At 58.5% G+C, this 12,442-nt stretch carries 10 protein-coding genes; 1 reads left to right on the top strand and 9 read right to left on the bottom strand.

The genetic code is table 11. The features are described 5' to 3' along the window. Nucleotides 1-25: 25 nt before the first annotated feature. The 5 genes from HRR99_RS21740 to HRR99_RS21720 form a co-directional block, all read right to left on the bottom strand. Nucleotides 26-925 (bottom strand): amino acid ABC transporter substrate-binding protein, encoded by a 900-nt coding sequence (locus HRR99_RS21740; RefSeq protein ID WP_233124856.1) that lies wholly within the window; start codon nucleotides 923-925, stop codon nucleotides 26-28. Continuing rightward, on the bottom strand, nucleotides 922-1,863 hold the full coding sequence (locus HRR99_RS21735) for an amino acid ABC transporter substrate-binding protein (RefSeq protein ID WP_233124855.1): 942 nt from the start codon (nucleotides 1,861-1,863) through the stop codon (nucleotides 922-924). Before HRR99_RS21735 ends, HRR99_RS21740 begins: the two co-directional genes overlap by 4 nt. A 4-nt stretch (nucleotides 1,864-1,867) precedes the next feature. After that, nucleotides 1,868-4,009, bottom strand: a complete 2,142-nt coding sequence (locus HRR99_RS21730) for an EAL domain-containing protein (protein ID WP_233124854.1) — start codon at nucleotides 4,007-4,009, stop codon at nucleotides 1,868-1,870. A 317-nt stretch (nucleotides 4,010-4,326) separates the two neighbouring features. Then, complete coding sequence (ligM, locus tag HRR99_RS21725) at nucleotides 4,327-5,745, bottom strand: vanillate/3-O-methylgallate O-demethylase (protein ID WP_233124853.1); 1,419 nt, start codon at nucleotides 5,743-5,745, stop codon at nucleotides 4,327-4,329. Nucleotides 5,746-5,835: 90 nt separating this feature from the next. After that, nucleotides 5,836-6,570, bottom strand: coding sequence for a GntR family transcriptional regulator (locus HRR99_RS21720; protein ID WP_233124852.1), 735 nt, complete (start codon nucleotides 6,568-6,570; stop codon nucleotides 5,836-5,838). 174 nt (nucleotides 6,571-6,744) lie between these two features. On the opposite strand from HRR99_RS21720, the gene HRR99_RS21715 reads away from it, so the two are divergent. Further along, complete coding sequence (locus HRR99_RS21715; RefSeq protein ID WP_233124851.1) at nucleotides 6,745-7,671, top strand: methylenetetrahydrofolate reductase; 927 nt, start codon at nucleotides 6,745-6,747, stop codon at nucleotides 7,669-7,671. Nucleotides 7,672-7,682: 11 nt separating this feature from the next. On the opposite strand, the gene HRR99_RS21710 is transcribed toward HRR99_RS21715, so the two are convergent. From HRR99_RS21710 to HRR99_RS21695, 4 genes are all read right to left on the bottom strand, one after another. Then, a complete protein-coding gene (locus HRR99_RS21710) occupies nucleotides 7,683-8,399 on the bottom strand; it encodes an ABC transporter ATP-binding protein (RefSeq protein ID WP_233124850.1) in 717 nt (238 codons plus the stop codon). Further along, on the bottom strand, nucleotides 8,396-10,165 hold the full coding sequence (locus HRR99_RS21705; RefSeq protein ID WP_233125003.1) for a branched-chain amino acid ABC transporter ATP-binding protein/permease: 1,770 nt from the start codon (nucleotides 10,163-10,165) through the stop codon (nucleotides 8,396-8,398). Before HRR99_RS21705 ends, HRR99_RS21710 begins: the two co-directional genes overlap by 4 nt. A gap of 2 nt (nucleotides 10,166-10,167) precedes the next feature. After that, nucleotides 10,168-11,202, bottom strand: coding sequence for a branched-chain amino acid ABC transporter permease (locus HRR99_RS21700; protein ID WP_233124849.1), 1,035 nt, complete (start codon nucleotides 11,200-11,202; stop codon nucleotides 10,168-10,170). 96 nt (nucleotides 11,203-11,298) lie between these two features. Beyond that, nucleotides 11,299-12,441 (bottom strand): ABC transporter substrate-binding protein, encoded by a 1,143-nt coding sequence (locus HRR99_RS21695; RefSeq protein ID WP_233124848.1) that lies wholly within the window; start codon nucleotides 12,439-12,441, stop codon nucleotides 11,299-11,301. Nucleotide 12,442 lies beyond the last annotated feature (1 nt).

The raw sequence follows: 12,442 nt of genomic DNA, 5'->3' as shown, positions 1-12,442 counted from the left end.
CGCACAAGGGCCCTGCCACGGCTGGTTATTCGACCGGCACGGGGTTGGCCAAGGCTTGCCGCAAGAGATCGCTCATCGGCAGATTGACTGTGATACCAATCTCGGGAATGGGGCTCTCGAACCAGCGGCTGTAGAGCGCTGGCATTTCGGGGCTTTTGTAGATTTGCGCCAACTCCTCGTTGACGGCAGTGGCAAACGCCTTGTCGTCCAGCCGCATCATGAAGCCGAATGGCTGCGGATCGGTCAGCTTTTCGGTGGAAATGCTGTATTCGGCGGGGTCTTTTGACCGCGCAATCATGGTACCGAGCAACACCTCATCCATGGCGAATGCCGAGACGCGCCCATCGGTCACCATGTCGAACGCGGCCTGTAATGTGTCGACCGGCACGACGGAAACATTGAGTTTCTTCGTGCGGTTTGCCTCATTGATGTCGTTGACATTCACGGTGCCCAGCGCGACGCTGACGGAACGTCCCTTCAGGTCAGAGACAGTGTGGAGACTGTTTTTCGCGAGCGACACATAACGCGTTGCCCCGTAGAAATGGCTGATGGCGAACCTGACGCTTTTCCTGCGCTCTGCCGTGTTGGTGCTGGCATTGCACTCGATATCCATGTCGCCATTGTTGAGCAACTGCACCCGGTTGCTGGGCGTGCGCGGCACCAGTACCACCTCGATTGCAGGCATCTGGAGCCGTTCCTTGAGCCTGTCCGCAAGGCGACGACAGATATCTATGGAGTAACCGATGACTTTGCCATCCGGTGTCGTGAACGAAAAGGGTGCCGTCACACCGTATCCGACACGGATTTTGCCCGTCTCTTTGATGCGCTCAAGCGTGGGCTGCGTGAAATCATGAGCTGCGACGCTGGATACTGTCAAAAGCAGCGCGGCAGGTAGCGCAAAAAGGGCTTTAATCGCGCGTCTCACTGCAGGTACTCCTGCGGATCGCGAAACGCGGCCTGTAATTCCGGCGACATCGGCAGATTGAAATTCCGGCCATCCGGCGGCAGCGGTGACATGAACCATTTATCGTAGATACGGTTGATATCTCCGCTGACGAAAACCTCACGCAAGGCATCGTTCACGACTTTGCGGAAAGGCTCATCGCCCTTGCGCATCAAGATGCCATAGGGCTCAGGCGGACCAAAGGTTTCGGTCGACACCATATAATCTTCAGGTGACTTGGAAAACGCGACATGGGCGGCCAGCAGCACGCCATCCATGACGAATGCTGTCGCCTTGTTGTTTTCCACGAAGGAAAAACCATCGGAGTTCTGCCGCGCCAACATCACCGAAATATTGAGGTTATTGGCGCGGTTGATCGTCTGCAACTGCTCGATATTGACCGTGCCGGTGGTGGAAGCCACGGTTCGTCCGGCGAGATCCTTGATGTGTTTCACATCGCTGGATTTCTTCGCGACGAAGCGTGTCGCGGTTATGAAATGCGGATAGGAGAAAGAGACCTGTTCACGTCGCTCTGCGTTGTTGGTCGTGGCGCTGCATTCCAGATCGATTTTGCCTGACTTGACGAGGAGAAACCGCGAAGCGGGCGTAGCGATGACGTAATTTATATTGATCGTATCGAGCTTGAGTACCTGGCGGACATGTTCTGCAATGTCGTTGCACAGTTCCACCGTATAGCCTGTCGCCGTGCCATCGGTCGCTTTGTAGGCGAAGGGAACCTCATCCTCGCGGTAGCCGATCGATATGGTCTTGGTGCGCGCAATCGTGTCGAGCGTACCGGCATCCTGCGCCTGCGCTACCCCATGACACGCGAGCGGAGCCGCAATGGCAACATACATAACGCTGCGGCGCAGAGCCTTTGAAAATGTCTTATTCACATAATTGCACTGGGAATATCGCATTTCTTCACGCTCCTAGCGATGACACCTTCCGGGGGTACACATTGTAATGATTGCGTTGAATGTCTTCGATGCGCGCAGGGCGTCCGAGGTGGTAACCCTGACTGAGCGTGCAGCCGGCCAGGCGCACGAACTCCATCTGGTATTCGTTCTCGATGCCCTCAGCTGTTGTTTCGAGTTGCAGGCTCTTGGCCATTTGAAGCAGGCTGGTGACAACTGCGCGGCTATCGGCGCGGTCCTGAACATGCATGATGAAGCTGCGGTCGATCTTGATTTTGGTGATCGGCAACGTCAGCAGGTAGCTGATGCCGGAGTAACCCGTGCCGAAATCGTCGAGCGCGATGCTAATGCCCAGAGCGCGCAGCTCTTCCAGCATTTCCCGACATTCGAGCGAGCATATCTGGGCGCTTTCCGTCAGTTCGATCTCCAGCCGTCGGGCTGGCAGGCCGTGATTGAACAGGGCGGACTTGACCTTGTCCGCGAAGTTTCCCTGAACCAATTGCAGGGGTGAAACGTTGACGGCGATGAAAGTGTCTTCCGGGAGGGTCGCGGCCCCTGCGCAGGCGGTTTTCATGACCCAATCGCCGATGGCAACGATCTGTCCCGTCTTTTCCGCAACCGGAATGAAGTCCGCTGGCGATACCCAGCCAAGCCGTGGATGCTTCCACCGCAGCAGCGCCTCGAAACCGACAGGTTCGGAACCGTGGACAGAGAATATCGGCTGATAATGAAGCTCGAATTCATCGTTGCGGAGCGCGGCGTCGAGATCATGCTGAAGCACATGCCCGCGGTCACCAGACATTTCCATGCCCTGTTTGAAGAAACGGAAGGTGCCCCGTCCTTCGGACTTGGCAGCGTAAAGCGCAATATCTGCCTTCTTCAAAAGCTCCGAAATCTCCGTACCAGCCGAAGTCTCGGTACAGATGCCGATACTGGTGCCAACGGTGACCTCTTTACCCAACAGAATGAATGGGCGAGCAAGTGAACGGATGATGTTGGACGAAAGCTTGCTGGCTTCCCCCAGAGCATTCTTGCGCACGACCTGCAAAATGGCGAATTCATCTCCACCAAATCGCGCGGCGATATCACCCGGTCGCATGAGGAGCTGCAAGCGTTCGGCAAAAGACGTCAACAGCGCATCGCCGCTGGCGTGGCCAAGACCATCATTGATGGATTTGAAACGATCTAGGTCCAACAACATGATGTTGAAGCGGGCACCGCCCTCGCCCAACCCTGCGATCATTTCTTCGAGTTTCTTGCCGAAGAATGTGCGGTTGGGCAGGCCCGTCAGCGAATCGTGGTGGGCAAGATGCTCCATGTGTTTCGCCACATCGCGCACCTGGCGCAGATGCTCACGCTCGACGACGGCCTCGCGCAGGGTTTCGATGGCGGTAGCTAGGCGACCGATTTCATCGTGACGATCCTGAAACGGGGTGACGGAACGCGTGTCATCGCGGGCAATACGGCTGAGGGCGCTGACGAGGTCCGGCACGGGCTTGAACACCTTGCGCATGATCAGCGTCACGGCAGCGCCGGTCAACACCAGGATGGTCACCAGCAGCAGGAAAGAGTTTCGCAAAAGCCGGTTCTGACTTTCCTGCAAGGCATCGGCTTCGCCTATGGTGGTGACCAGAGCACCCTGAAGCTCGCCCTTCAGATCGACAATCGGAACATAGGCAACGAAGTGTTTGATATCGCCGATATCTGCAAAGCCGACGAAAAACTTGCTGGTATTGCCGTAATCGGGCAGTGTGAGGCCAATGCCATCGTCCGAACCGAACGCTTCGGCAGAGCTGGCGAAGGGCTTTTCTCCGGGCGTTTTCTGGAAAAGCCAGATGTTGTTCTTCGTCTGCGCGGCGGCAAGGCCCAGCACATCGGCGGGATTAAAGCCGGTATCGAGGATCGACGCGTCGTCGCCCAAAGGACGTTCGCTGATGATCTTGGTGATCTGGCCGTCATCGCTGCTCTCGATCGCGACGAAGGTGTAGATGCTGCGGATGACGGAGCTGGTCACCTGCGCATTCAACTCTGCCTGACGCCGCCACTGTTCCAGCGAATCCCGCTCGACCATGACCCAGCCGATGGCCGCGCCCATGACGTAGGCCAGCACGACGCTGGACACGAGAAAGACGTTTATTTTCCAGAACATGGAATGATACCATACAAGCCGCGTCTGGCCTGTCTGCGTATCGCCAACCTCCCGTTCAGCTTTATTCACGTAATCGACCATTCTGGCCTTGAGACCTTTTCCCCGAAGCTTCCGACCTTAGGGGAACATGCCTTAACTCATGCTTTAATAGCGCCAGATAAATTGATGTTGATCACAACCATTCCGAGACATGGCAAACAAAACCTAAAAATCACCCCTCCGTTTTTATGGCTCCACAAGATTGAGAGCGATAGACGGCCAGAACGCCAAAAACCCGCCGGGCAGAAGCCAAGCGGGTTCTTTGAAACATCCGTCTGTCAGCTGCGTTTGGAGCGCCAGCTCTCCGCGTAATTCTCACGCGCCTCACGTGCATAAGGTGTCGGTGAAACGCGAACACGGATTTTAGCCTGCTTGTGCGGTGTTTCGATCGAGGTCTTTCCAGACCCGCCATCCGGCTCGCCCCAGACCAGCGTCAGGATATCACCCACCTCGACATCGGCATTGACGACGCCGAGAGACAGCATGCAGCGCTCATTATAGGAATAGCCGTTGAACATCGACATGCCCACATGCTTGCCTGACTCATCCAGAACAAGGTCGGCGCTGGTGGAGGCATAATTGGCGACGGGGAAATCGATCCACTTGTAATTGTCCTCGCCGGGACGGAAGGCGGAAGCGATGACGTCGATCACGTCCTCCGCATTCCATTCGAACGTCACCTTCTTGCGGTGTGGCTGACCCCTTTGTTTTTCCAGCGCAGCCTTGCCGATGAAATCATCCTTCTTCCAGCCGATATAGAAGTCATAGCCGAGTTCGAAAGGGGTGAGATAATAATCCTCGATATTGTCCGACACGAAGCTGCCGCCGATAGCGCCATTCGCCTCATAGGAATCGACGCCGAGCCATTCGCGATAGGCCTGCAACATTCCATCGCCCGTATAGATTCCCGGCAGGGGAGACGGGATCCAGCCAGATTCCAGCGTGTTGGTGGAATAGGCACGGCTGCCGCATCGCACGAGATCGACGCCTGCCTCCTTCGCCGCGTCGAGGATGCAGGCCAGAACGTAGCTCTTGTCCTCATAGGGACCCCAGATTTCCAGACCCGGGGCACCCGACATGCCATGACGCAGAGCCTTGACCTTTTTGGAACCGACATTGATCCAATCCACGTGGAAGAACTTGATATCCGGCACGGGACCACGGTTCAGCTTCTCGAAAATCTTCGGCGCATCCGGCCCCTGTATCTGGTAGCGGTAATGGGTCCGCAACACCCGTTCGCCCTCCGGGCGCGAGGTCGAGCGCGGATCGTGCTTGAGGCGGACATTCCATTGTCCATAGGCCGCACAAAACATCAGCCAGTTGGACGTCGGTGCGCGCCCGACGAGGATGAACTTGTCCTGGCGCTCGCGAAAGATGATGTGATCGCCGATGACATGCCCGTTCGGCGTGACCGGCACGAAATGCTTGGCGCGGTTGAGATCGAAATTCGAGAACGAGTTGATGCCGTGGTGGCTCAGAAATTTCTCGGCATCCGGCCCTTCGACCGTCAGCTCATCCATGTGATGCGACTGATCGAACAGCACCGCAGAGTGACGCCACGCCGCCTGCTCCGTTCGCCAGTTGCTGAATTCAGGGGTGACGACGGGGTATACATACATCCCACTTTGGGAATTTCTCAAACGTCCGACGATATCGGGATTTTCGTTCAAGATATCATTCAGGCTGGTGTTGGGCATATCCTGTCCTCCTCAAGACATCTAAGTCGTGTATACATTAAGGACGAGGAAGCGGCTGGATGCAAGCGCCGATTGGGCACCAGCAACACATTAGCGATGGATGATGGCGAGGCCTGGAATTTTCGCGAGCAGGTCCGGCTCCTCATCGAAGATATAGTCGAGATTGGAACGGGCAGTGCGGGCATGCTCACGCGCAATCGCTTCGGCTCGCGCGCCTTCCCGTGCGGCAATGGCGCGGACGAGTTCGTGATGCTGCGCCTGCGCAAACCGCAGGGAGCGCCAGAATGCGGAAATCCTCGACCGGTTTGGTACAAAAGCCGAGGGGGAGGCAAAGGGGAGTGAGCTTGCCCGCTCAACCTCGCGACGGATGACATCGCTTGCCGCAAGGCCTGCCAGCTGCTGGTGAAACAGGGCGTTGAGTTCGGCGTAGGCATCGAAATCAACGTCCTCCTGCTCCTCTCCGAAGCAGGCATCAAGCTTTACGAGCGTAGCTTTGATGTGGTCGAGCGCCGCGGCCTCCACGCCGCGCTCTGCAGCCAACCGCGCGGCGGTCCCCTCCATCACGCCACGCAACTCTATGGAGTCGATGACGTCGGCATAGACGAAGCGACGCACCACGAAGCCACCATTCGGCAGACGGTCCAGCAGCCCCTCCTCACAGAGCCGTGAAAGGGCATCGCGGATCGGCGTACGGGAGATGTCGAGCTTTTCCGCAAGGGACACTTCGAACAACCGCATGCCGCCGTGTAGCTCACCGCTGAAGATTTTTTCCCGCAGCTCGATGACGGCCCGCCGCCCATGCGTTGCAGTATCGCTCGTTTTCATGTTGTAACCGCCTACACCCGGAATTGCTGCAAAAAGAATATCAGCAGGACCGGGAATATGCATGTCGAAATGTATTCATGGCAACGTCAAACTCCGGCTGCTCGCCAAACTGAAACTTCACTTGTGAGATATCGCGTTCATGTATACATTTTCAATATTCTTGGAGGAGCATCGATGGCCTTGCTGAGTTTTGGGAAAAAGGCGGGTGACCTGCCGGATCAAACGCGGTCTGGCACTGATGGTCCCTTTAACGCATGGTCCATTGAGGTCATGCCCCGAACGGCGGCCAAGATCGATGACTTCAAAGCGCTGCTTCCTGTGGGCACGCGCGTCTACATCGCCCACATTGCAGGAACAGCCATTGAAGACATGGTGAAGACGGCACGACGCATTCAGGCCGATGGCTTCACGGCGATGCCGCATTTTCCCGCGCGCAGCATTCCCGATCTTGCCACGCTCGAAAACTGGATCAGGCGTTACCGCGACGAAGCGGGAGTGACGGAAGCGCTGCTTCTGGGCGGTGGCGAGGCCAGGCCTGCGGGCAATATGAGCAGTTCGATCGACCTCATGGAAAGCGGCCTGTTCGACCGGCACGGCTTCAAGCGTCTGCATGTGGCAGGTCACCCAGAGGGCAGCCGGGATATCGACAAGGACGGCACGACGACAGAGGTGGATGCCGCGCTGGCCTGGAAAAACGCGTTCTCCGAGCGGACCGATGCCAAGATGGCCATCGTCACGCAATTCGGCTTCGACGCGAAAATCGTCACCGATTGGGCTGAACGTATTCAAAGTGCCGGTATCAGCCTGCCGATCCATATCGGCATTGCCGGTCCGGCCAAGTTGCAGACGCTGATCAAATTTGCGATCTCCTGCGGTGTCGGGCCATCTCTCAAAGTTTTGCAAAAACGCGCGATGGACATCAGCCGCCTGCTGACGCCGTACGAGCCGACGGAATTCGTTTCAGCACTGTCGCACTACAAGATGCAAAACCCGAGCACGCTGATCGAGCAACTGCATCTCTTTCCGCTCGGCGGGATCGCCACCGGAGCAGACTGGATGACCCGCAACCTCGGCAACCAGACCCAAAAGCGCACCGGCTAACCGCGCATCCCTTAGGCTGGCGCAGTGCCCAGATAGCTTTCCATCAGCGCCGGATTGTGCGCGAGTTCCGAGGCGGGACCGGAGAGCTTCACCTCCCCCAACTCCATCAGGTAACCGAAATCGGCAATGTCGAGAGCGGCGCGTGCATTCTGCTCTACCAGCAGAACGGACACACCGCTGTCGCGCAGTTCCGAAACGATCTTCAAGATGTCCGCGACAATGCGCGGCGCAAGGCCAAGGCTTGGCTCATCCAGCAGCAGCAGGCGTGGCCTGCTCATCAGCGCGCGCGCCAAGGCCAGCATCTGCCGCTCACCGCCGGATAGCGTTCCAGCCAGTTGCTTGCGGCGCTCGGCAAGCCGGGGGAAACGGTCGTAAAGTTCTGAACTGGTTTCAGCCCGCTCATGGCGCGACCGCAGGAAGCCGCCAAGCTCGATATTGTCTTCGACCGACATGGTGGAAAACAGTTCGCGACGTTCCGGCACAAGGCAAAAGCCAGCCGCGACCCGTGCTTCGACAGAGGGAGGCACTGGATTACCATCGTAAAGCACCGTGCCTGTGCTTGGAATGATGCCCATGGCCGCGTTGAGAAGTGTCGTCTTGCCAGCGCCATTGGCACCGATGACCGTGACGATGCTGCCCGCCTGCATGGCCAGAGACACGCCCTGCACCACTTCCGCATGACCGTAGGAGACGCGCAGGTCTTTGATTTCCAGCAGATGTCCGCTCATGCTGTCCCTCCCAGATAGGCTGCGATGACGGCTGGATGATTGCGCACCTCCTGCGGCTTGCCATCAGCGATAAGCGTGCCGAAATCCAGAACGACCAGTTGATCGACAAGCCCCATGACGAAGCCCATGTCGTGCTCGACAAGCAACACGCTGACGCCCTCCTCGCGCAGTTTTTTCAGTAGTGCCGCCAGTTCCTGCTTTTCCGCATGGCGAAGGCCCGCCGCCGGTTCATCCAGCAAGAGAAGCGCTGGATCTGCCGCAAGCGCACGGGCGATTTCGAGAATGCGGATCTGGCCGAGTGCCAGATCGCCCGCCGGGCGGTGCATGAGGCTGGCAAGGCCAACGCGCTCGACTTGCCTTGCGGCCTCAGCCAGCAATGTCGCCTCTTGCGCCCGTTCTGCCCGCAGGAAGCTGCGCAGCACGCCTGCCGATCCGCGCAGATGCGCGCCGAGCGCGACATTTTCCAACACCGACATATCTGGCAGCACCTTGGCATGCTGAAAGGTGCGGGCTATGCCGAAGCGGGCAATCTTGCGCGGGTTGAGACCGGAAATGGACTGTCCGCGATAGGTGACTGTGCCCGACGTCAGACCCAGAATGCCGGTGATGAGGTTGAAGGTTGTGCTTTTGCCCGCGCCGTTGGGACCGATCAGGCCGACGATCTCGCCCGCATTGATGCGGAAGCTGACATCGTTCACCGCGACCAGACCACCGAACTGCTTGCGCGCCTTTTCAACGCTCAGAAGTGGTAAGCCACGCTCTGGCATGGGTCGGCGATCAAGCTCGGTATCGGCCTGCGGCAGATGCCGCTCCCGCTTGCGCGAAGACGTCGCCCATTTGCTTACGAGCGGCCAGAGCCCCTCGCGGGCGACCTGCAGGATGGCAACCAGCAACAGCCCGAAGACCACCATTTCCACATTGGTCGCAGTGCCGACCAACCCAGGCAGAATGCGTTGCAGGACTTCTTTCAACACAAGGATCAGGGCCGAGCCGAAGATTGCGCCCCATACATGCCCGGCACCGCCGACAACCGCCATCAGCAGATATTCGATACCCATATTGAGGCCGAAGGGTGTGGGATTAACCGAGCGCTGCATGTGCGCGTAGAGCCAGCCGGAGAGCGCGGCCAGCACGCCCGCAAAGACGAACACCGTCAGCTTGGCGCGCACGATATTGACCCCGAAGGCTTCTGCCGCCTGCGCACCACCACGCAGGGCGCGAATACCGCGTCCGACACGGGAATCCAGCAGGTTGATGGCGCCGATGGAGACGAGAATGACGAAGCTCCAGATGACGTAGTAGATCGACTGGCTGCTGAGAAAGGCATAACCGCCGACGGAAAGAGGCGGAATGGCCGTGATGCCGTCATAGCTTCCCAGCACTTCCATTTTGCCGAAGAGATAATAGAGCGCCAGCCCCCAGGCGATTGTGCCGAGCGGCAGAAAATGGCCGGAAAGGCGCACTGTGATGAAGCCTAGCAGGAGCGCCATAGCGGCACCCATCAACAGCGATAGCGGCAATGTCAGCCAAGGGGAAATGCCATACGCCGTGGTCAGCACAGCCGTGGTATAGGCCCCGAAGCCGCAAAATGCTGCCTGCCCGAAGGACGTCAATCCGCCGACGCCGGTCAAGAGAACTAGGCCGATGGCCACAAGCGAGGCAAGGCCGATATTGTTCATCAGCGTCAGCCAGAACGGCGGCACCGGAAGCAGCGGAAACACGGCGAGAACGAGCAGGCCAATGAGCGGAATAGCACGACGGTTCATCATCAATCCTCCTCATGGTGTCCGGCACCGAAGGACAGCCAGACCAGCACGGGTATGATCAGGCCGAACACGATGACTTCCTTGTAGGCACTGGCAAAAAACGAGGAGAAGGCCTCGACCAGCCCGACGCCGAGCGCGGCGATGGCCGTCAGCGGGAAGTTGCCGAGCCCGCCGAGAATGGCCGCCACGAAACCTTTAAGGCCGATGAGAAAGCCGGTGTCGTAATAAATGGTAGTGACGGGTGCGATCAGCACGCCGGAGACCGCGCCGATAATGGCGGCCAGCACCAGCGCCGTGACCCCTGTCAACTGTGTCCTCACGCCCACGAGCCTTGCACCGAGCCGGTTGACGGCGGTCGCGCGCAGAGCCTTTCCCAGCAGTGTTTTTTCGAAGAACAGATAGAGCCCGACGATGATGAGGATCGTGATGCCGTAGATCCATAGGCTCTGCGTTGTAACGACCAGCGGCCCCAGCAGAAAACTGCCCTCTGCCAGCGGTCTGGCACGCAGCCCCTCGGGGCCAAAGAAGATGAGGCCGAGACCCATCATGAACAGATGCACGCCGAGAGACGCGATCAGCAGCAGCAGCACCGAGGCATCGACAAGCGGACGGTAGACGATACGATAGATATAATAGCCCATCGGCGCGATGATGACGACCGCGAGAGCAGCCCGCAAAATCGCGGGAAGCTGAAGCGGCGCCACCAGCGCAACGAGGCCATAGATGGCGACCGGGAGGGCGATATTGATGAGCAGCGCCCGAACGAGAGATGTCAGACGCATGGCGTGGCGCAGGTCCCAAAGGTCCAGCACCATGGCGGCAACACCAAAGGCGATCAGCATGGGAGCGGTGCCGGGTATCTGTCCGGTATCGAGAAGTGCGAGAGACAGCGCGCCATAGGCCACGAACTCACCTTGCGGAATGAAGATGATGCGCGTCACCGCAAAGACCAGAACGAGCGCCAGCCCCAACAGCGCATAAATTGCGCCATTGGTGATGCCATCCTGAATCAGAAAGGTTGCAATCGTGGCGTCCACGGCATTTTCCCATTTCATTGATAATTACGGTCGGCCTGCGGCTCCCAGAGCGCTACGATCCCTGGTTGGGTCGCAGCAATCTGATATCCGGAAGCACTATTTCAGCAGGTTGAACTTGCCGTCCTTCACTGTCAGCAACACCACACCCCGGTCATCGAGACCGTAATGATCGGTTGCCGAGAACTGGAAGACACCGTGCGTTGCCGGAAACGGTCCACTGGTTTCGATCGCGTCGCGAAGCGCATCCCGGAACTCCTTGGTGCCGGGCTTTGCCTTGGCAAGCGCGACAGGCACAGCCTTCTTCAGGATGATCATGGCGTCCTGCATGTGGGAGCCGAACTGGGTGCGCGTACCAGCACCGTATTTGCCCTCATAGGCCTTCACATAGGCAAGGCCTTCCGCCTTGGTTTCCGATGTGTCCGGCTGATCTTCCGCCACCATGACGGGGCCGGAAGCGAAAACGGTGTTTTCAGCGCTTTTGCCTGCGATGCGCAGGAAATCAAAAGTGACGGCACCGATGGTCTGGTAGATAGGGCCGGTGAAGCCACGTTCCCGCAGACCCAGTTGCGGAAGCGCTGCACCGGTGCCCGAAGCGCCGATGAGAACCGCATCCGGCCTTGCAGCCACGACCTTGAGAACCTGACCCGCGACAGACGTGTCGGGACGCGCGTAGCGTTCATCCGCCACCATCTTCAGACCGTACTCGCCACCCAGCTTCTTGAACTGATCGACCCATTGATTGCCGTAGGAGTCTGAGAAACCGATATAGCCGAGCGTCTTGACGCCATCCGCCTTCATCTTTGCAAAGAGGTGGCGCGACACGAGTTCCGCACTTTGCGGCAGCACGAAGCTCCAGTTCTTGGCCACCGGCGGCGGCAGTGGTGATGGCGCAAGATGCGGCACGCCAGCTTCGGCCGCCACACCTGCGACGGCAATGGCACCCGGTACCAGCGCCGAGCCGATGATCACATCCGCCTTGTCGTCATTGGCGAAGCGGCGGGCATTGGTGGTGGCAAGAGACGGATCACCGGCATCGTCGAGCAGAATGACGCGGACTTTCTCGCCGCCGATTTCCGTCGGCCAAAGCTCGACGGAATTCTTCAATGGAATACCAAGTGCAGCACCCGGGCCGGTGGTGGGTATGGTGACGCCAATGGTTATATCGGCAAAGGCCGGAAGCGTTGAAAGCGTAAACGCAACGCTCGCCAGGGCGGCAAGTCTGGTCAATGAATGTCTCATG

This window comes from Agrobacterium vaccinii (assembly GCF_021310995.1).
Taxonomy (GTDB): Bacteria; Pseudomonadota; Alphaproteobacteria; order Rhizobiales; family Rhizobiaceae; genus Agrobacterium; species Agrobacterium vaccinii.
This window is presented reverse-complemented; position numbering and strand designations above follow the sequence as displayed.

Coding starts and splice junctions, on each gene's coding strand:
- HRR99_RS21735 (WP_233124855.1), bottom strand. CDS start 1,863: ATGCGATATTCCCAGTGCAATTATGTGAATAAGACATTTTCAAAGGCT.
- HRR99_RS21730 (WP_233124854.1), bottom strand. CDS start 4,009: ATGTTCTGGAAAATAAACGTCTTTCTCGTGTCCAGCGTCGTGCTGGCC.
- ligM (WP_233124853.1), bottom strand. CDS start 5,745: ATGCCCAACACCAGCCTGAATGATATCTTGAACGAAAATCCCGATATC.
- HRR99_RS21720 (WP_233124852.1), bottom strand. CDS start 6,570: ATGAAAACGAGCGATACTGCAACGCATGGGCGGCGGGCCGTCATCGAG.
- HRR99_RS21715 (WP_233124851.1), top strand. CDS start 6,745: ATGGCCTTGCTGAGTTTTGGGAAAAAGGCGGGTGACCTGCCGGATCAA.
- HRR99_RS21710 (WP_233124850.1), bottom strand. CDS start 8,399: ATGAGCGGACATCTGCTGGAAATCAAAGACCTGCGCGTCTCCTACGGT.
- HRR99_RS21705 (WP_233125003.1), bottom strand. CDS start 10,165: ATGAACCGTCGTGCTATTCCGCTCATTGGCCTGCTCGTTCTCGCCGTG.
- HRR99_RS21695 (WP_233124848.1), bottom strand. CDS start 12,441: ATGAGACATTCATTGACCAGACTTGCCGCCCTGGCGAGCGTTGCGTTT.